Source organism: Nocardia sp. NRRL WC-3656 (genome assembly GCF_000720265.1).
GTDB lineage: Bacteria > Actinomycetota > Actinomycetes > Mycobacteriales > Mycobacteriaceae > Nocardia > Nocardia nova.
On record NZ_JOJF01000008.1, the window covers coordinates 167710 to 187248 of the forward strand.

Genomic DNA, 19539 nt, shown 5'->3' on the forward strand with positions numbered 1-19539 from the left:
CGCAAGGGGAACGACGGGGAATTTCGCCCGCGGTGGCGCGCATCTCCGGCGACACCCGTCTGCGCAGGTAATCGGCCTGGCGTCGGCCGGCGATTCGGCGTCGGCCGCCTGTCGCGTCGGCCGGTGCCCGGCGAGTTCCCAGCTGCGGGAGCCCCGCGTCGCGCGGCAAACCGACCGTTTGCCGCGCGGACGGATAACCTAGCCCCGTGCTGTCTGTAGTACCCAGTTCCGTGGTCGTCCGCGCCCCCTCCAAGGTGAACCTTCATCTAGGGGTCGATGACCTGCGTAGCGACGGATACCACGAACTGACCACGGTCTTCCAGGCGCTGTCGCTGGCCGACGATGTGCGGATCGCTCCGGCCGGATCGCTGGCCGTGACCGTGCACGGGGAGGGCGCCGCCCAGGTGCCCACCGATCGCACGAACCTGGTGTGGCAGGCCGCCGTCCGGCTCGGACATCTGGCCGGCCGCGCTCCGCTGGTGGAGATCGAGATCGAGAAGGGTATTCCGGTGGCCGGGGGGATGGCCGGCGGCAGCGCGGATGCCGCCGCGACGCTGGTGGGGCTCAACGAATTGTGGGGGCTGGAGATGTCGCGCGACCAGTTGGCCGAGGTCGCGGCCGAACTCGGCAGCGATGTGCCCTTCGCGCTGCACGGCGGCACCGCACTGGGCCGCGGCCGTGGCGAGAAGCTGCTCCCGGTGTTGTCGCGCAACACTTTTCACTGGGTGTTGGCATTGGCGAAGGAGGGGCTGTCGACGCCGAAGGTGTTCGGCGAACTGGACCGGTTGCGCGAGAACGGCGATCCGCCGCGCCTCGGCGACCCGCAGGAATTGCTGCAGGCGTTGGCCTCCGGTGACCCCACCCAGCTCGCACCCCTGCTCGGCAACGATCTGCAGGCCGCCGCTCTGTCGCTGAATCCGGCCCTGCGCCGCACCCTGCGTGCCGGCGTCGAGGCGGGCGCCCTCGCCGGAATCGTCTCCGGTTCGGGGCCCACCTGCGCCTTCCTGTGCGGTAGTGAGGACGATGCGGTGGAGGTTTCGGCCGAACTCTCGGGTGCCGGGGTGTGCCGCAGCGTCCGCACCGCGACCGGTCCGGTGCCCGGTGCGCGTGTGCTGGCCGACGGGCGTCACTGACCGGACGTGACGAGCCGGCGCCGATCGGCTCGCGTGCGGGTCGGCGCCGGCCGGTAGCTACGTATGACCGTTCAGCTGAGGACGTCGGCGAGGCGGTCGACCTGTTCCGGGTCTCGCCCGTAGCAGTAGAAGATCACTTCGTCGGCGCCCAGATCGGCGAATTGCTTTGTGACCGTGCGGATCTGCTCCGGTGTGGTGAGCATGCCCTCGACCATGTTCCGTAGTCGCTGAAGGCGTAGTACGCCGACATGGCGGCGCGGGCGTCGTCGATGACGTGTTGCGGACCCAGGGCCACGTTGACCTGCGCGACGATGCGCGGTGAACCCGGGCGATCGTAGTCGCGCCAGAACCGCCGCACGGTGTCGAACAGGCCCGGCGCCCACGAGGGTGCGGCCGCGGCGAGGAATCCGCCGCCCCAGCGTGCGACGCGTTCCAGCGCGGCGGGCTGGAATCCGCCGAACAGCAGTTCCGGACCGCCGGAGGTGTGCGGCAGCGGGCCGATCGCGGCGCAGCTCTCGCTGTAGGGTTCACCGGACCAGAGCCGGCGCATCGTCGCGATCTGCTCGTCCAATCGCTTTCCGCGCGTGCGCAATTGCGTCCCGGACGCTTCATGGTCGTCGGCGCGGCCGCCGACACCTAGCCCCAGGGTGAATCGGCCGCCCGAGAGCCGGTCGAGGGTGGCGACCTGTTTCGCGAGCAGCGCGGTCTCCCGCAGTGGTGCGAGGAGCACTTCGGTCTGCAATCGGATCCGCTGCGTCGCACCGGCCAGATGCGCAAGTGTCACAAGGGGTTCCGGATTGTCGTAGACCAGTCGATCGAGCAGTCCGAGGGTGGAGAACGGGCCCGATTCGGCCCGCTCGGCCCATGCGACGAGTGACTGGGGGTCGGCGATCGGCAGCCCGATGCCGATTTTCACGCCGTGGGCTGTGCGTAGTCCTTCCGGCTGTCCGGAACTGTCGCCGGACGACGAGGTGGCAATGGCGGATGACGAGTCGGTCATGAGAATCCTCCGAATGTGGGGTCGGCAAATCAGCGCCGCCCACTCCGCGCCCTCATGAGGCGGGGCTCCCGCACTACGGCCATACTTCTGGAGAGCCCATTTGGATTGCCCGCAGAGTACCTATGCCTCAACCTTTTTCGCAACCGCGATCCATGTGGAGCCACGCGGTACCGCTGCGGTTCGGTCCGCCGCAGAGGAGGGAAACGGCCGCACTGGGGCGGCTACGGGTAAACGCGAAGCCGAGATCTGCGTGCATGTGGGGGCCGCGCCGCCGCACGCGTGCGTGGCCTCGAGATCGGCATACGCCTGTGGCTGGGGGACCGGTGTGCGTGGGGCTCCGAGATCGGCGTGCTGGTGTAGCCGGAGGCCGGCCCGTGCGTGCGGTCCGCGTCTCCCGCGAGCTCCATGGAACGCACCGCCGGTGGTCGCCGTCAGGGCGGCGTATTCGGAGAGCGCGGGCTCGGGCCCGGTTCACCCGCGCCGGAAGTGCGCACCCTCGTGCCGTAATCTTCACGGGTGAAGCCGACGGGCGTGGTCCCGCCGCTGCGGGAGCGCAGCCGGCGCGCGCGACGCGGCCGGATCCGCCGAGCTCGTGGCACACCCGGAGGCCCCGCCATACTCGGAGAGGACTGACCCCTTGGCGAATCTGATCAATCTGGAGCAGGTCCACAAGAGCTTCGGAATCACTCCGCTGCTGGACAATGTGTCCCTCGGCGTGCAGGAGGGTGAGCGGATCGGGGTCGTCGGTCTCAACGGCGGGGGTAAGACCACACTGCTCGAGGTGCTGACCGGGCTCGAGCAGCCCGACAGCGGGCGGGTGAGCCGGATCAACGGCCTGCGCATGGCGGTGGTGACTCAGCGCGGTGTGCTGCCGGACGGGGCCACCGTCGGCGAGGTGGTGCTGGCCGGGCTCGCCGAGGACGCGCGCACGGACGGCGTCGCCGAACACGAGTGGGCCGCCAACCCGCGCATCCGCAGCGTGCTCGACGGTATCGGCATCGCGGATCTGGGCATGGACACCTCGGTCGCGAATCTGTCCGGTGGCGAGCGCCGCCGTGTCGCGCTGGCCGCCGCGCTGGTGCGCGAACTGGATCTGCTGGTCCTCGACGAGCCCACCAACCACCTCGACGTCGAGGGTGTGCAGTGGCTGGCCGAACATCTGCTGGCGCGCCGCAGTGCACTCGTGGTGGTCACCCACGATCGCTGGTTCCTCGATACCGTCGCCACCCGCACCTGGGAAGTGGTGGGCGGCAAGGTCGAAAGCTATGAGGGCGGCTACAACGACTGGATCTTCGCCCGCGCCGAGCGGGCCCGCCAGGCCGATGCCACCGAGGCGCGCCGCCGCAATCTGGCCCGCAAGGAATTGGCCTGGCTGCGTCGCGGACCGCAGGCCCGCACCTCGAAGCCGCGCTACCGGGTCGAGGCCGCCGAGGCCCTGATCGCCGATGTGCCGCCGCCGCGCGACACCGTGCAGCTGGCCTCCTTCGCACGGAAACGCCTGGGCCGCGTGGTGATCGAACTCGAGGACGCCACCCTCACCACCCCCGACGGCCGCGAATTGGTGCGCGATCTGACCTGGCGGTTGGCGCCGGGAGAGCGGGTCGGCCTGGTCGGGGTGAACGGATCGGGCAAGACCACCCTGTTGCGCGCTCTCGCCGGTGACGCGGAACCGGCGGCCGGTAAGCGGATTCAGGGCCAGACCGTCCGGATCGGCTGGCTGCGGCAGGAACTCGACGATCTGCCCACCGATATGCGGGTGCTGGAAGCGGTGTCCGATGTCGCCGAGCGAACCTGGCTGGGAGACAAGGAGATCAGCGCCGGGCAGCTCGCCGAACGGCTCGGATTCACACCGGCCAAACAGCGCACTCCGGTCGGTGACCTGTCCGGCGGTGAGCGTCGCCGCCTGCAGCTGACCCGCATCCTGATGAGTGAACCGAACGTCCTGCTGCTCGACGAGCCCACCAACGACCTCGATATCGACACCCTGCAGCAACTCGAGGACCTGCTCGACGGCTGGCCCGGCACCTTGGTCGTGATCAGCCACGACCGGTATCTGATCGAGCGCATCAGCGACTCCACCTGGGCGCTGTTCGGCGACGGCAAGCTCACCAACCTGCCCGGCGGCATCGAGGAGTACCTGCGTCGCCGCGCGGCCCTCGCCGACACCGCACGCGGCCCCTCCGGAACCTCCGCGCCGAACGAAACATCCGCTCCCGCAACCGATTCCGCCGCCTACCGCGCCGCGCGCAAGGAGTTCGGCCGGCTGGAGCGGACCCTGGAGAAACTCGGCGAGCGGGAGGAACGCCTGCACACCGCACTGGCCGAAGCCGCCACCGATCCGGAGAAGCTGGTGAGCCTCGGCGCGGAACTGAAGCAGGTGCAGGCCGAGAAGGAATCGACCGAGATGCGCTGGTTGGAACTCGCCGAAGAGGTGGGCTGAGCCGGAGGTGCCTGCGCCCGCGCAGCCGGAACCGGTTCGTCGTAAGGCGGCCGGGTCGAGCGGTTACGGCGTGCAGCCTCAGAGCGCGTGGCCCAGTGGCGGCACCGGCAGGCACGCACAGGTGAAATCCGTGCCGAACGAGGTGAGCGCGATGCTGCGGTAGGCGACCTTGGTGCCGAATCCGCGCTTGAGCAACCGCCGCACCTCGGGCTGTGATTCGAGCAGCTGATAGCGGGCCGGGTTGTCCAGTTGATCGCCGTCGACGGTGATGAGGCCGAGGCGGCGCAGATTGGTCAGATAGGTGATCGCCCGGTCGGGGAAGCGCAGCGCCGCGGCCTCGCCGATCAGCGACATGCCGACCTCGATGCGCTGGGTGCCCGAACTCAACGGCCGCCCGGTGCGGATGTCGAGCGCCGGCTGCGGCCCGTCGAGGTAGAGGAAGCGCAGGACCCGGGCCTCGTCGGGAGCCAGTTCGGCGAGGATGCGCGCGAAGGCCGGATGGTCGCTGTCCTCGCAGTGCACATCGGCCGAGCGGCGCAGCAGTTCGGCACCGCGGTCACGCAGGCTCGGCGCCGAGCCCGCGGGGGCGCCCGCGGGCTCGGCATCGATGCCGAGCGCCCGTCGCACCGAGTCGCGAACCTGCTCGCCGGCCTCGGAGAGCACATGCCGCGGCGGCTGTCCGGACATGCTGCCGCGCACCACCGTGGCCGTCACACCCACCGCGGTGCCCAGGCCCCAGGCCGCGGCCTCGGTCACCGCGGAGAGCGCCACCCGCACCACACCGGTCGTGGTGCGTACGGGACCCGCCCAGCCCGGGCGGGCATCCTCGGGCAGCATCAATTCGGCCGACCGGCGCGCGACGAGGTCGGTGGAGCGTGCGTCCGGGTCGGGGAAGACCGTCTCGATTTCGGTCGCACCGGTACCGGCCGCCGCGTCGGCGCCGGATTCGGCCACCACCTCGGCGTATTCGATAGAAAACTCGGCGCCGTCACCGGTTTCCGGCGCGGATCCGCTCACAGCCATACGTTCGCTACTTCCGTTCCGAAGATCAGAAGATGAGCGTAACCGGCGATGAGCCCCAGCACACCGCCATGGACGAACAAAAGCCACTCGTCCTGTTTGATCGCCGCGCGCAGCATGTCGACGAAGTCCGGCGGCTTCAGCGCCGCCATCTGCTTGGCGATGTACTGGCTGACCTGCCGGCTCTGCTGGGCGTTGAATCCGGGATCGGCGAAGGCGGCCGGTGCCAGCGATTTGGCCTCGTCGGTGAAGCGGTTCTGCAGGGTCGCGTAGTCGCGACTGCCGATCACGAACTTCAGCGCCCCGCGCATCGGCCCGAGCGCGCGGTCGGTGGCCGGGCGCAGGGTGTCCTCGAGAACCTGCATGGTGCGGTCCGAGCGCGGGCCGTTCAGCAGTTCGTCACCGACATTGGCGATCGTGATGATCTGGGTGGCCACCAATTCGGCATAGCCCTCGGTGATTTCGGGCTGCCGCTTGATCAGCAGACCCTGCCGCCACGGGCACCACCACTTCGGGTAGGCGGGTTCGAAGATCATGTTGAGCCCGATCCAGTTGACCACCCAGCCGATGATCACACCGCCGACCGGCAGCACCACCAGCGGCGACCAATGCGTCAGATGCAGCACCGCGACGAGCACCAGACCCATCGGCGCGCCGAAATAGAAGCCGAAGTTCTGCATGAACCGCAACTCCTTGGCGCCCAGCACCTGAAATACGGTGTTGAGCAACTGCGGCCGCGATTGGAAATATCGGATCACCATCTGTTTGACATCGAGCAGTTGTTCGATGTTCGACCCGAGTTCGTCGGTCAGTTCCTTGAGGATATCCGGAAGTTGTTCCCGGACCCGCTCGTGTACCAACTCCCGGACCTGCGCGGGCAGGTTGTACCAGAGCTGTGGATGTTCCCGGCGGGCAATCTCCTCGACGATGTCGCGGATCTGCGACTGCGCCATATCGGTCAGGTGCGCGGCCAGTTCATCGGGCTCTAGTTCGCGATAGAAGTCGCCGACGCTGCCGAGTTTCGAGAGCCCTTTGTCGACCGCGATCGAGGCCATCTTGTCCGCGCGCGAGGGCACGATTCCCTGCCAGCCCATGCGGCCGTCGTACTGCAGCAGCGGCAGCACCTGAATGCGCTTGGGAAGATAGGGGAACAACCATTTCAGACCTGGTACCCGAAACCCGTGAAAGCGTAGCGGCTTGAACAGCATCAGGATGCCGGTCCAGTTGGTGATATAGCCGATGACACCCGTGAAGAGGGGGATCGTGATCAGTTCCAGCAAAATCGTCGGGTGAAAACCCAGCAAACTATCCAGCACGACACCCTCCTGCCGACCCCTTACCGGTGACCGCCGTCACACCGGCACTACAACGTACCCCGTCGGCCAGGCGAACCTTACTGTGAATTCCGGAAACGGGTCCAATTGGCGGCTGTAGCGACGCGGCCGGAGGCGGCAGCCTGCGTAACCACGGAGGCCGCCGCAGAAGTCGCCATCCAATTCGGGTTGGAAGCCGCTACACGGTAGCGTATCGGCGGAGACTTCGATCACATCGTGCGATCGGAATGTCGCACCGGACAGCGGCAGCCGCAAGAATGACCGGAACCACATTCATGCCGCTACCGCTGTGCGGGTGTCGGCGCTCATGGCCGAGAGCCGCCGAACATGGCCGGTGGCCTTCGGGGTGCGGTAAGAATATGTGAGCGGATTCGTTCACCTGGCGATATTCGGAGAATGACGTGACAGACGACAGGACCGGACAGGATGTGGTCCGACCCGGTTCCCGCGCTGTGGAACGCAGCTCGGACGTGGAGAAGCGGCAGATCAGCAACGAAGCCCGCATGATCCGCGGCGTCTTCCGGGCTGCCGGCCTGGCAGCCGGGACCGCGGTCCGCGGCGGCCAGTGGGCCGTCGGCACCGGTCTCGAGGTCACCAAGCAAATCGCCCAGGCCGCGCTGGACGGCGAATCCTCCACCGAGATCGCCGAACGCACCGGAGCCGCACTGCAGTCCGTCGCCCGCAGCGTCCTCGGCGTCACCGAGGGTTCGGTGCGCGAGATCGTCAGTTACGTCCCCACCAACGGCCAGGCGCCCGGCCCGTCGACCGGCGGGCTGGTCCGCTCCTCGACCCTGGTCGATCTGCGCCGCCGCGGCGACAATCTGCTCGCGCGCTCGGCCGATGTGTACTTCACCGAGGAAGTCCATCCGGCCTACGACCGCATTCTCGATCAGCTGTCCTCGGACGAGGCGCGGATTCTGCGGTTCATGGCCATCAACGGCCCGCAGCCCTCGGTCGATGTGCGCACCAACCGGCCGCTGGGGATCGGTTCCGAGCTGGTCGCGGGGGATCTGACCTCGGTGCCGGAGCAGGCCGGCGTGCGGTATCCGGACCGGTCGCGGCTGTATCTGATCAACCTGAACCGGCTCGGTCTGCTGACCACTTCCGACGATCCGGTGGTGTTGAGCCGTTATATGGTGCTCGAGGTCCAGCCGATCGTGGAATCGGCGCTCAAGCAGGCCGGCCGGGTGCCCAAGATCGTGCGAAAGAGCTTGCGCCTCACCGAATTCGGCGAGGACTTCTGCAAGACCTGCTTCACCATCAACGGGTCCTGACCCGCGGCCGCCGGTCAACGCTGTGTAGCGATACGATACAGATTTTCCGATCTGCGCAGATTCGCCGGATCCGGTGGGATTGTTGAGGTATGGATTCCGATGCCGTCTCCGCGATCAGCCGGCTGAAGTTCCGGTACCTGAGAGCACTCGACACCAAATCGTGGGAAGACTTCGCCGACACGATGATCCCGGAGGCGACGGCGACCTACAGCGAGTACCTGCAGTTCGAGTCGCGTGATGCGTTCCTGGCGTTCATGCGCAATACCCTCGGGCCCCACGTCATCACCGAACATCGGTGCGACCATCCGGAGATCGATATCGACGGCGATTCGGCGACCGGCACCTGGTACCTGGCCGACACCGTGCTCATTCCCGGTCACAACATGCTGCTGCGCGGGGCGGCGTTCTACAACGACCGGTATGTGCGCTGCGACGACGGCCAGTGGCGTATCGCCCACACCGGATACGAGCGGACCTACGAGGTGGTGCTGTCGCTGTCGGACCTGCCGAGTCTGCGCCTGACCGCCAGCCGCTGGGGCGTGATCACCGGTGAACCGGGTTCGGTGCCCGATATCCCGGCCGTGGTGTCGAATATCGAGGACACGCCGGGCGGGTCGGTCGAGGAAGAACCGGACGAGGCGATCGGCTGACCGCCTCCCGGCAGCCAGTCGGTCGGTGTCGATCGGCGGACTGCCGGGCCGCCCTCCGTGGTGACGCTGCGCTGCCGCCTCCCGGCAGCCCGTCAGTCCGCGGTCGCGACGAGAGGTTCCAGCGTCAGCTCAGGCATTTCCTTCTCGATGTACTGCAGCCGCCACTTGTCGCTGAACAGGGCGAGGATCACGCCGTCGGTGCGGGTGAAGACCTCGACGCCGCGCTGGCGGTCCAGCTCCGGCGAGGAGGCGGCGTCGGTGCGCCGGGCCAGCTGATAGGGCAGGAAGTCGAGCTGCGTTTCGACGTTGAATTCGGCCTGCATGCGGGCGGTGACCACCTCGAACTGCATCGGGCCGACCGCCGCCAGCACCGGAGAGGCGTCGCCGCGCAGATCGTTGCGCAGCACCTGCACCACGCCCTCGGAGTCGAGCTGATCGATGGCCTTGCGGAACTGCTTGTACTTGCCCGCGCTGCGCGCGCGCAGGGTGGCGAAATGTTCCGGCGCGAAGGACGGAATCGGCGGGAACTCCACCTTCTTGTCCACGAACAGCGTGTGCCCGGGGGCGAGGGCGGTCGCGTTGACCAGACCGACCACATCGCCGGGGTAGGCGGTGTCGACGGTGGCGCGTTCGCGGCCGAAGACGGTGAGCGCGTATTTGGTCGCGAACGGGCGTCCGGTCTGGGCGTGCGTGACGACCATGCCGCGCTCGAATTCTCCGGAGACTATGCGCATGAACGCCAGCCGGTCGCGATGCGCGGCGTCCATACCGGCCTGCACCTTGAAGACGACCGCGCTGAACGGGTCGGCCGGCTGCCGCGGTGCGCCGTTGACGTCGGCGCGCGGGCCGGGCGGCGGGGCCAGCGCCACCAGGGTGTCGAGCAGTTGGCGCACGCCGAAGTTCAGCATCGCCGAGGCGTAGATGACCGGTGAGGTCTGCCCGGCGAGGAACAGTTCCTGATCGTGGTCCTGGCCGGTGGCCGAGAGCAGTTCGCTCTCCTCGGCCGCGGTCTCCCACGGTTCGCCCTCGCGAGCGGCGGCCTGCTCGGGCGAATACGACTCCTCCGGCGCGATGGTCGCACCACCCGCGGTGCGGGTGAAGTGGACGTATTCGGTGGCGGCGCCCTCGGGACCGCGGCGCAGCAGGCCGCGGAAATCACCCGCGATGCCGACCGGCAGGAACAGCGGCGTGGGGGTGAGGCCGATCCGCTCGCTGATCTCGTCGAGCAGTTCCAGCGGCGCCCGTCCCGGGCGGTCCCACTTGTTGATCACGGTGATCACCGGGATGCCGCGGTGGCGGCAGACCTGGAACAGTTTGAGTGTCTGCGGCTCCAGGCCCTTGGCGGCATCGATGAGCATGACCGCGGCGTCGACGGCCGTCAGCACCCGGTAGGTGTCCTCGGAGAAATCGGAGTGGCCGGGCGTATCGACCAGATTGATCACGCACTCGCCGTACTCGAACTGCAGCGCCGTCGAGCTGACGGAAATACCGCGCGCCTTCTCCATTTCCATCCAGTCGGAAACGGTGGATTTCCGGCCGGATTTCCCGTGGATGGCGCCGGCCTCGGAAATCATCTTCGCGTGCAGGGCCAGGGCCTCGGTGAGCGTCGATTTACCCGCGTCCGGATGGGAGATCACCGCGAAGGTGCGCCGCCGTTCCGCCTCCTGCGCCACCCGCCCGGATGTGGTCGTGCTGGCTGAGGGGGAATTCACCGATCGGCTCCTCTTCGCGGGACAGGGCAAAGCATCAGAATACGGGAACGGGCCCGTCCGGCCCGCGCCGGGCGGCGAGTGCCGTGGGGAAAGCCGCCGGTCAGGGCCGGTGCGCTGGGCATCCGGCAGGTGCCAGGTCAGTCGGCCAGGTGTCGGGCGACCGTTCGCAGCACCAGCCGGTTCGGATCGATGCCCGGCGCGATCAGTTCCACGCTCCGATTCGCGACCAGCGTCGCGATGCCGTGCAGATTCGTCCACAGTCCGAAGGCACGTTCTTCCGCACGGTCCGGCACGCAACCGGCGACCAGATCCGCCCACGACCGATAGATCGGAATCGTCTTGCCGCGCAGGTTCTCTCCGGATCCCTGCAGCAGATCGTGGCGGAACATGAGGGTGAACATCTCGGGCCGCTGCGCCGCGAAGTCGATGTATTCACCCGCCATGCGGTCGATCCGCACCCGCGGAATCTCGTTGTCGTGCACCGCGAAACGTGCGCCGAGATCCGCGAACCCGCGCACCGCGACCGCGGCCAGCAGGGCGTTGTGCGTCGGGAAGTACCGTCGCGGCGCGCCGTGCGAGACCCCGGCCTCGCGTGCGATCGCCCGCAGTCCGAGCTGAGCGGCCCCGACCTCCTCCAGCAGCCCCACCCCCGCACTCACCAGCCGCTCCCGCAGCGGTTCGTCGACATCCATGCGGGTCATTGTCGCGTGTGAGGCGAGTTCCGGTGCGTCGGGGAGACCGGTGTGCGATGCCGGTCGACCCGTCGCGAGGGTGGGCGGCGGTAGACACTGTCTACTACCATCGCGTAGACAATGTCTACTCCATCGTCGAAGGGTGTGCGCATGTGGTACCGATTGTTGAAGTATGTGCTGATAGGTCCGCTTCTGTGGATCCTCGGTCGGCCGAAAGTCGAAGGGCTGCATCATGTTCCGGCGCGAGGTCCGGTGATCGTCGCGGCGAATCACCTGGCGGCGATCGACTCCCTCTATCTGGCGCTCGTGCTGCCCAGGCGGATCACCTTCCTCGCGAAGAGTCAGTACTTCGATGAGCCCGGCCCGCGCGGGCGGCTGCATCGGTGGGTGATGACGGCGACCGGGCAGGTGCGCGTCGATCGCTCCGGCGGCTCTGCCTCGGCGGATGCGCTGGCCGCGGCGGTCGAGATTCTGGAATCCGGCGGGGTGTGGGGCATTCATCCCGAAGGGACCCGCTCGCCGGACGGCCGGGTCTATCGCGGCCGCACCGGGGTGGTCCGGGTGGCGATGCAGACCGGCGCCCCGGTCGTGCCGGTGGCATTGAGCGGCACCGATCGGGTGAATCGGCGTGGGCGGCGGCTGCTGCGCTTCGGCAAGGTTCGCATCGTCTTCGGTGCGCCTCGCACTTTTCCGCCTGTCGATCGCGCAGCGGTGCGTACCGCCACCGACGACCTCATGGTGGAATTGGCGATGCGTTCCGGCCGCCGCTACGTGGATTGCTACGCCGCGCACTTCCGCGCCGAATCCGCCTGAACCGGCCGGGGCCGACGATGGACCGGTGTCCGTTCGGCGTGCAATACCGCATCGGGGTGCGGCGCGGAAGCGGTTTCCGCTACATGCTATTGTTCTCAGGTTGTCTCGGCGAGGGTGTCGCACCCAGTGCACACCGTGATCGACGCGGCTCGGCTTCCGGCCGTTGTCGTGCGGTCATCGCCCGACGAGCAGACCCTTTCGCCAGGGCCGTCCGAATCAGGACAGTACCTGGCCAGCACACCGTCCGCCCCGGAAAGCCGTAGGAGAGTATTTCAGTCATGTCCGACGTCAGCGTCCTCGCAGCTCAGACCCGCACCGAATTCGGCAAGGGCGCCGCGCGCCGCACCCGTCGCGACGGCAACGTTCCCGCCGTCCTGTACGGCCACGGTGAGGCGCCGAAGCACCTGGCGGTCAACGCCCAGGCCTTCGCCGCGATCCTGCGCGAGCACGGCACCAACGCCGTGCTGGAGCTGGAGATCGACGGCAAGAAGGAGGTGGCGATGACCAAGTCGGTGGTCGTGCACCCCATCCGCCGCTACATCGAGCACGCCGACCTGCTGATCGTCAAGCGCGGCGAGAAGGTCGTCGTCGACGTGCCGGTCGTCCTCACCGGCGATGCCGCCGCGGGAACCCTGGTCACCCAGGAGGCCACCGTACTGTCGGTCGAGGCCGAGGCCATGAAGCTGCCCGAGTCCATCGAAATCTCGATCGAGGGCGTCGAGGCCGGCACCCAGATCACCGCCGGCGAGATCGAACTGCCGAAGGGCACCACCCTGGCCGGTGACCCGGAGGCCCTGATCGTCAACATCATCGTCGCTCCGGCCGCCGAGGCCGTCGAGGGCGAGGGTGCGGGCGAGGCCGAGGGTGAGGTCGAGAGCGCCGAATAATTCGGTCGCTCAACGGATTTCGATGACGGAATCTGATGACGGAATCTACTGCCCCCGCGCTCGTGGTGGGCTTGGGTAATCCCGGGCCCGAATACGAGCGCACCAGGCACAATGCCGGTTTCCTGGTCGCCGATGTGCTCGCCGAGCGCATCGGCGGCCGGTTCACCGTGCACAAGAAGTCGGGCGCCGATCTGTTCGAGGCCCGGCTCGACGGGCGCAAGATACTGCTGGCCAAGCCGCGTACCTACATGAATCTGTCCGGCCGCCCCGTCGCGGCGCTGGCCCGGTTCTTCTCGGTTCCGCCCACCGACGTCATCGTCGTGCACGACGAACTGGATCTGCCCTTCGGCAGCATCCGGCTCAAACGCGGGGGCGGCGAAGGCGGTCACAACGGGCTGCGTTCGATCTCGAATGCCCTGTCCACCAAGGACTATCTGCGGGTCCGGTTCGGTGTGGGCCGCCCGCCCGGCCGGCAGGATCCGGCCGATTTCGTACTCAAACCGTTCTCCGCGCCCGAGCGCAAAGAGGTTCCGGTACTGGTCGAACAGACCGCCGACGCGGTGGAGTTGCTGTTGCGGGTGGGGCTGGAAACCGCCCAGAACCAACTGCATTGAGCGATCTCTGCGAAGATCGGTGGCCGTGCAGGACTACACGACGATTTTCGATCGGTATCGGGGCACGCTACTGGGCGGGGCGGTCGGTGATGCGCTGGGCTGGCCGATCGAATTCCTGAAGCTGGAACAGATCCGGGATCGGTTCGGTCCCGAGGGGCTCACCGGATTCGCCCCGGCGGCAGACGAATCCGCGCCCCGGCAGATCACCGACGACACCCAGATGACGCTGTTCACCGCCGAGGGGCTGTTGCGGTGCGTGCCGGGTGCGGATCCGGCACCCGCTCTGCGTGGCGCCTATCTGCGCTGGCTGCGGACCCAACGCGAACACGCGCCCGACGCCCGCCCCGACGGCTGGCTGGCGAGTCTGCCGTATCTGTACGCGGTGCGCGCACCGGGCAACGCGTGTATGGGCGGGCTGAATCGGCAGGCGCGGAGCTATCGCGAACCCCATCCCTTCGGCGTCCCGGGTCCGGTGAACGAGGACTCCAAGGGTTGCGGGACGGTGATGCGGTCCGCCCCGTTCGGATTGGCCGCCCTCGGACCCGAAGCCGCCTTCCAGGCATCGGCGCGGTGTGCCCAGCTCACCCACGGCCATCCCACCGGATATCTGGCCGCCGGCGCCTTCGCCGCGCTGATCGACCGGCTCGTCAACGGCGCCGATCTGCGAACCGCGGTGCAGGACACCACGAGTCAGGTGGAGGCGGTCGCCGGTGGTGCGGAAACCGCCGCCGCCCTGCGCAAGGCCGTGGCCACCGCGGACGCGGGGCTCGCCACCTCCGAAGGGGTCGAACAGGTCGGTGCGGGCTGGGTGGCCGAGGAATGCCTGGCCATCGGCGTCTACTGCGCGCTGGACGCCGAGCGGACCGGGGACCTGCGCCGCGCATTCCTGTTGTCGGTCAACCACTCCGGCGATTCCGATTCCACCGGTTCCGTGGCCGGCAACATCCTCGGCGCCCGTCACGGCCTCGACGCGCTACCGCTGGATTGGTGCGGTGCGGTCGAGGGCCGCGACGATCTGGCCCGCGTCGCCGACGATCTGGTCGTCGCTTTCGTGTACCGCGACCGGACCCCGCTCGGCGACCGCTATCCGCTGGACGCCTCGGAAGATCCGGTACCGCAGCAACTCTCGTGACGATCAGTTCAGGTGCGCCGCGGTGGCCGAGCGGCGCAGCTTCCCCGAGGACGTCTTCGGCAGCGCTCCCGGGCCCAGGACGGTGACGCTGCGCGGGCGGGCGCCGACCGCGCTGAAGACCTCGTGCACGACCTCGTGCTCGATCCGGCGCACCACCTCGGGATCCTGGAAGTCGTTGCTCTCCACCACGACCGCGAAACTCTCGCGCTTCTGCCCGGCGTCCAGGCGCACCGCGACCGCGTTGCCCGGCCGCACGCCGGCGACGCGCAGTGCGGCGCGTTCGATATCGGTCGGGAAGATGTTGCGCCCGCCCATGATGATCACGTCCTTGATCCGGCCGCAGACCACCACCGAACCGTCCTCGGTCACATAGCCGATATCGCCGGTGTCGAGCCAGCCCTCGGCGTCGCGCGCGGGCCGGAAACCCTCGACGGTCACATAGCCCGCGGTGACCGCGGGTCCGCGCACCTCGAGCACACCCACGGTTCGGGTCGGCAACGGCCGGTGCTCGTCGTCGACCACCCGGATCTCCAGATTGTCCACCGGTCGGCCGAGCAGAGGCAGGCGGCGCAGATTGCCGTGGTGGGCCGGCGCATCCGTCACCGGAATCGCCTTGCCGAGCGCTTCGAGCAGATCCGCGTCGACGAGGTCGACGACCTGCCCGACGCCCGGATCCGGAATCGACACCGCCAGTGTCGTTTCGGCCATGCCGTACACCGGCGTGAGCGCGGACGCGCTGAGCCCGAAGCGTTTCCCGGCCGCGGCCAGGGCCTCCATGGTGTCGGGATCGACCGGTTCGGCGCCGTTCCACATGTATCGCACACTGCTCAGATCCACGCTCCCGTCCTCGGCGCGCGCCAAGCGGCGGGTCAGCAGCGAATAGGCGAAATTGGGTGCGGCGGTGACCGTTCCGCGGTACTTCGAGATCAGTTCGGCCCACAGGATCGGCCGCCGCAGGAAGTCCATCGGCGTCACACAGACCACCTCGGCGCCCAATTGCATCGGGACGCTGAGGAATCCGACCATGCCCATATCGTGGAACAGCGGCAGCCAGCTGACCATCACGTCCTGATCGAGCTGGAACTTGACCCGGTCGAACATGGCGTAGGCGTTGACATAGAAGTTCTCGTGCGTGATCCGCACCGCCTTCGGCGATCCGGTGGAACCGGATGTCAACTGCTGCAGGGCGATATCGGAGTCCTCGGTCGGCACCGGATCGGTATCGGATCCGGTGGCCAGGTCGTCGGTCAGGACCACGGTGATACCGCGTTCGGCCAGCAGCGGCGCCGCCACCTCGAACGGCGCGCCCAGCACCACCGCGCGGGCCTCGATCATCCGCAACACCGTCTCGGTGTCGCGGGCCCACAACTGCAGATCCGTGCGCGGCGTCGGCTGATGCAGCATGGTGATCGACGCCCCGCGCATCCAGATCGCCTGGCAGGCCGGCGCGATATCGGCGGGCATACCCGCCAGCACGCCGACGGCGTCGCCGTGCTCGATCCCGGCCGCCGCGAGCCCGCCCGCCATCCGTCGCGCGAGGCGGTGGATCTCGTCCCACCCCCGGCGTAGCGGCGCCTCCGGCTCCCCGGTGATCAGCCCCCGGCGGGAACGTTGTGCGGTCGCGAACATTTCCTCGGTGAACCGGCTCACCCTCGAACTCCCGTCTCCACCCGACCGGCGGTCGGCACATCTGCACTATCTCGGTGCGCGGGCGCGGCGTTAGCCGGCGCCGGAGCGTGATCGTTTCAGCGTCGCACTACGAATAACACGATGAAAATCGGAACTCGGTTCGGCCGCCTCAGCCCGCGAGGCGGTCGACGGCCTCGAGGAAGCGATCGAGCTCCTCGACGGTGACGAAGCAATGCGGCGAGGCACGCACGACGGACTCGAGCCGCCGCGCGGACATGTCGAGCAGCGTCGAGCTACGGTAGCTGACCGTCACCGTGATGTCTGCGGCACGCAGGCTCTCGCGCACCTCGTTCGGATCGACACCGTCGACGGTGAACGAGACGATGCCGGAATGTTCGGTTCCCAGGTCCCGCACCGTGACTCCCCGGATCGACGGCAGATTCTCGCGCAGATGCCGCGCCTTGGCGGCCACGTCGGCGAAGACGTTCTCCGGCCCCAGATCCAGCAGATACCGCACCGCCGCGCCGAGGCCCAGTCGCGCCGCCACGTCGCATTCCCAGAATTCGAAGCGGCTCGCGTCGGGAGCCACGCGGTAATCCTGGGGTCCGGTCCACGCGGCGCTGTGCAGATCGAGGCGGCTGGGTTCGAGTTCGCGGCAGACGTCGGGGTGGACGTAGAGGAAGCCGGTGCCGCGCGGGCCGCGCAACCACTTGCGGCCGGTGGCCGACATCGCGTCGACGCCCAGCTCCGCGACATCGATATCGATCTGACCGGCGGATTGGCAGGCATCCAGCAGTACCAGCGCGCCGACGCGATGGGCGATGCGGGTGGCCTCGGCAACCGGGTTGACCAGGCCGCCGTTGGTGGGAGCGTGCAGCAGCGAGACGATCTTCACGCGGTCGTCGAGCATGGCGTCGAGGGCCACCAGGTCGATCTGCCCGGTCTCGTCGCTGGGAATCGTCTCGACCGTCGCCCCCGCCGCCCGCGCCCGCTGCAGGGCCGCGATCACATTGCTGGCGTAGTCCGAACCCGAGACCAGAATGCGATCGTCCGGTCGCAGCGGTACGGCGTAGAAGAAATCCGACCAGGAACGCGAGGCGCTGTCGCTCAGGGCGATCGCCGCGGCGTCGGTGTTGATCAACGACGCGATCGCGGTCTTGACCGCCGCCAGATCGTCGAGCCGTTCCGAGGCGGCGCGATATCCGCCGATCTCGGCCTCCCGCCGCAGATGCGCGACGACGGTATCGACGACGACGCGCGGGGGTAGTGAGGACCCCGCGCTGTCGAGGAAGACCGGCGGCGGTCCGGCGGTGTCGTAGGCGGGGATATCGGCGCGCAGGCGGTCGCTATCGAGCACCCTGTCGACGGTAGGCCATCACCAACCACCGCCGCCGGACGCCGTCCCGAGAACGGCCCGGATCAGCCGCGCGGACTCCGCGGCCATCTGTTCCGGCGGACACGGCCGGCCGTTGTCGAGCCACCACACGATCGACTGGACGAACATCGCCCCGACGATGCCGGGCACGAAATCCGTCGCGGACTGTCCCGGGAGATGTGCACTGGACATGGCCGCGAGGGTGGTGCGCATGCGGTCGGTGAACCACGGACTTCCCTTGCGGCCCAGCAATGCCGCGTACAGGCGGTGATAGCGGTCGATATGGGCGAAGAAGCCGGCCCAGCGCTGTTCGGGCGAGCGCTCGGCGTCCGGATCGCCGGCGGTCATCTCCGTCATCGCCTCGTCGAAGATCTGCTCGACGAGTTCGTATTTGTCGCGATAGTTGCGGTAGAACGCGGCCCTGCTGACCATCGCCCGCGTGGTGAGTTCTCCGACCGTGATCCGGTCGAAGCCTCGCTCTTCGATCGCCTCGATCAACGCCTGCCGCAGAAGGGTGCGAGTGCGGACGACGCGCACGTTCTGCTGAGACATTTTCGGCTCCTTGTCTGTTTCGGGACAGATCCGCCGAGATGAATCTTGTCGTGGCACAGGAAGTTTCGGAGGCTGGACAGTGCGTTCGGAACGAGACAGGTTGTCTCGCGGAAACCCTACCTGCGAAACGAGAGAAGATGCCATGCGTGCTGTACGGGTGACGGAGTTCGGCGATCCCGAGGTGCTGGTTCCGGCGGAAGTCGCGGAACCGGAACCCGCTGCCGGGCAGGTTCTGGTGGAGGTCGAACGGGCCGGTGTGGCCTTCGGCGACGTGATCGTGCGATCCGGCCGGTATCCGCTACCGCTGCCGTGGATCCCCGGGCTCGAGGTCGGCGGGCGGGTCGTCGGCCTCGGCGCCGGCGTCGATCCGGCGCTGCTCGGCCGGACGGTGGTGGCGACGACGGTCGGCCAGGCCGGTGGATACGCCGAACTGGCCCTGGCCCCGGCGGCATATACCTTTCCGGTACCGGACGGTCTGCATCCGGAGGTCGCGCTCACCGTGTTCCAATCCGGCGCGGTGGCGCGCGGCCTGCTCGCGGCGATGGCGGTGCGGCCCGCGGAGACGGTGCTGGTCACCGCGGCCGCGGGCCGGATCGGTTCGATGCTGGTACAGACCGCGAAGGCCGCGGGCGCGCGGGTGATCGGCGTGTCGAGTGCCGCGAAGACGGCCGCCGTCGCGGAATTCGGTGCCGATCACGCCCTGGATTACGGGCCCGGGGACTGGGCCGAGCGGGTGCGCGCGCTCACCGGCGGCCGGGGCGTGGACGTCGTGCTCGACGCGGTCGGCGGCGCGGTCGCCGCACAGGCCCTCGCGGCGGCCGCCGACGGTGCGGGCCGGATCGGCCTGTACGGCTTCGCCTCCGGCGACTGGGCGGCCCTCGACGCCCTCGGCGTGGCCCGGCGGGGACTGACGGTGACCGGTGCGCTCGGCGTCGTCATCCGCAAGTCCGATGCCGAACAGCGGGCGGACGCCGCGCAGGCCCTCGCCGCGGCGGTGCGCGGTGAACTCGTGCCCCGGATCCACGCCCGGCTGCCGCTCGCGGCGGCCGCGGCCGCCCATCGGGAAGTGGAACAGCGGCGTTCGGTGGGGGCGGTGGTGCTGGTGGTACGGCCGTGACCGGCATGTTCACCATTTCGACGGATTTTGTGTCGGTGCGCGCGGCTACCCTGGTTCGAGCGACGGAAGAACCGGGCGCGGTCTCTCGTTGCACTGCTACACGCAATACCGGCACTCGGTCGATGCGGCACTGTCGCCGACATGGGCTCAGGGTGAGCGGAACGC

General features: G+C 68.5%; 17 protein-coding genes. 9 read left to right on the forward strand and 8 right to left on the reverse strand.

Annotated elements, in window-relative coordinates:
* Positions 1–206: 206 nt before the first annotated feature.
* Complete coding sequence (locus IG65_RS0113310) at positions 207–1133, forward strand: 4-(cytidine 5'-diphospho)-2-C-methyl-D-erythritol kinase (protein ID WP_030515215.1); 927 nt, start codon at positions 207–209, stop codon at positions 1131–1133.
* Between the two features lie 133 nt (positions 1134–1266).
* Here the strand turns inward: IG65_RS0113310 and IG65_RS34665 are convergent, their stop codons facing one another.
* A complete protein-coding gene (locus tag IG65_RS34665; RefSeq protein ID WP_231509183.1) occupies positions 1267–2133 on the reverse strand; it encodes an LLM class flavin-dependent oxidoreductase in 867 nt (288 codons plus the stop codon).
* Between the two features lie 637 nt (positions 2134–2770).
* Between IG65_RS34665 and IG65_RS0113320 the strand changes: the two genes are divergently transcribed.
* Positions 2771–4573, forward strand: a complete 1803-nt coding sequence (locus IG65_RS0113320) for an ABC-F family ATP-binding cassette domain-containing protein (protein WP_030515216.1) — start codon at positions 2771–2773, stop codon at positions 4571–4573.
* A 78-nt stretch (positions 4574–4651) separates the two neighbouring features.
* Here the strand turns inward: IG65_RS0113320 and IG65_RS0113325 are convergent, their stop codons facing one another.
* Complete coding sequence (locus IG65_RS0113325) at positions 4652–5590, reverse strand: Abi-alpha family protein (protein ID WP_231509184.1); 939 nt, start codon at positions 5588–5590, stop codon at positions 4652–4654.
* The gene (locus tag IG65_RS0113330; RefSeq protein ID WP_081879456.1) at positions 5587–6909 is read right to left on the reverse strand and encodes a DUF445 domain-containing protein; all 1323 of its coding nucleotides are present in this window, start codon (positions 6907–6909) and stop codon (positions 5587–5589) included. Before IG65_RS0113330 ends, IG65_RS0113325 begins: the two co-directional genes overlap by 4 nt.
* A 419-nt stretch (positions 6910–7328) precedes the next feature.
* Here IG65_RS0113330 and IG65_RS39070 point away from each other — a divergent pair, with 419 nt between their 5' ends.
* Both IG65_RS39070 and IG65_RS0113340 read left to right on the forward strand, forming a co-directional pair.
* Positions 7329–8201: a DUF4393 domain-containing protein gene (locus IG65_RS39070; protein WP_030515219.1), complete on the forward strand. Its 873-nt coding sequence runs from the start codon at positions 7329–7331 to the stop codon at positions 8199–8201.
* Between the two features lie 89 nt (positions 8202–8290).
* On the forward strand, positions 8291–8851 hold the full coding sequence (locus tag IG65_RS0113340; protein WP_036524295.1) for a nuclear transport factor 2 family protein: 561 nt from the start codon (positions 8291–8293) through the stop codon (positions 8849–8851).
* Positions 8852–8943: 92 nt separating this feature from the next.
* On the opposite strand, the gene IG65_RS0113345 is transcribed toward IG65_RS0113340, so the two are convergent.
* Both IG65_RS0113345 and IG65_RS0113350 read right to left on the reverse strand, forming a co-directional pair.
* Entirely contained in the window at positions 8944–10563 is a 1620-nt protein-coding gene (locus IG65_RS0113345; RefSeq protein ID WP_030515221.1) for a peptide chain release factor 3, read from the reverse strand.
* 137 nt (positions 10564–10700) lie between these two features.
* A complete protein-coding gene (locus IG65_RS0113350) occupies positions 10701–11255 on the reverse strand; it encodes a TetR/AcrR family transcriptional regulator (protein ID WP_030515222.1) in 555 nt (184 codons plus the stop codon).
* Positions 11256–11405: 150 nt separating this feature from the next.
* On the opposite strand from IG65_RS0113350, the gene IG65_RS0113355 reads away from it, so the two are divergent.
* The 4 genes from IG65_RS0113355 (at position 11406) to IG65_RS0113370 (ending at position 14701) form a co-directional block, all read left to right on the forward strand.
* Positions 11406–12068, forward strand: a complete 663-nt coding sequence (locus tag IG65_RS0113355; protein WP_030515223.1) for a 1-acyl-sn-glycerol-3-phosphate acyltransferase — start codon at positions 11406–11408, stop codon at positions 12066–12068.
* Positions 12069–12346: 278 nt separating this feature from the next.
* Positions 12347–12955, forward strand: a complete 609-nt coding sequence (locus IG65_RS0113360) for a 50S ribosomal protein L25/general stress protein Ctc (protein ID WP_030515224.1) — start codon at positions 12347–12349, stop codon at positions 12953–12955.
* A gap of 35 nt (positions 12956–12990) precedes the next feature.
* The gene (pth, locus tag IG65_RS0113365) at positions 12991–13569 is read left to right on the forward strand and encodes an aminoacyl-tRNA hydrolase (RefSeq protein WP_030515225.1); all 579 of its coding nucleotides are present in this window, start codon (positions 12991–12993) and stop codon (positions 13567–13569) included.
* 25 nt (positions 13570–13594) lie between these two features.
* Positions 13595–14701 carry an ADP-ribosylglycohydrolase family protein gene (locus IG65_RS0113370; protein ID WP_051755904.1) on the forward strand — a complete coding sequence of 369 codons (1107 nt, stop codon included), beginning with the start codon at positions 13595–13597 and terminating at the stop codon, positions 14699–14701.
* Positions 14702–14704: 3 nt separating this feature from the next.
* Here the strand turns inward: IG65_RS0113370 and IG65_RS0113375 are convergent, their stop codons facing one another.
* The 3 genes from IG65_RS0113375 to IG65_RS0113385 all read right to left on the reverse strand — a co-directional run bounded on the left by IG65_RS0113375 (position 14705) and on the right by IG65_RS0113385 (position 18257).
* Positions 14705–16351, reverse strand: a complete 1647-nt coding sequence (locus IG65_RS0113375; protein WP_030515227.1) for a fatty acyl-AMP ligase — start codon at positions 16349–16351, stop codon at positions 14705–14707.
* A gap of 148 nt (positions 16352–16499) precedes the next feature.
* Positions 16500–17687 (reverse strand): aminotransferase class V-fold PLP-dependent enzyme, encoded by a 1188-nt coding sequence (locus IG65_RS0113380; RefSeq protein WP_030515228.1) that lies wholly within the window; start codon positions 17685–17687, stop codon positions 16500–16502.
* Positions 17688–17705: 18 nt separating this feature from the next.
* Positions 17706–18257 (reverse strand): TetR/AcrR family transcriptional regulator, encoded by a 552-nt coding sequence (locus IG65_RS0113385; RefSeq protein WP_030515229.1) that lies wholly within the window; start codon positions 18255–18257, stop codon positions 17706–17708.
* Positions 18258–18399: 142 nt separating this feature from the next.
* On the opposite strand from IG65_RS0113385, the gene IG65_RS0113390 reads away from it, so the two are divergent.
* Positions 18400–19374, forward strand: coding sequence for a zinc-binding dehydrogenase (locus tag IG65_RS0113390; protein ID WP_030515230.1), 975 nt, complete (start codon positions 18400–18402; stop codon positions 19372–19374).
* Positions 19375–19539 lie beyond the last annotated feature (165 nt).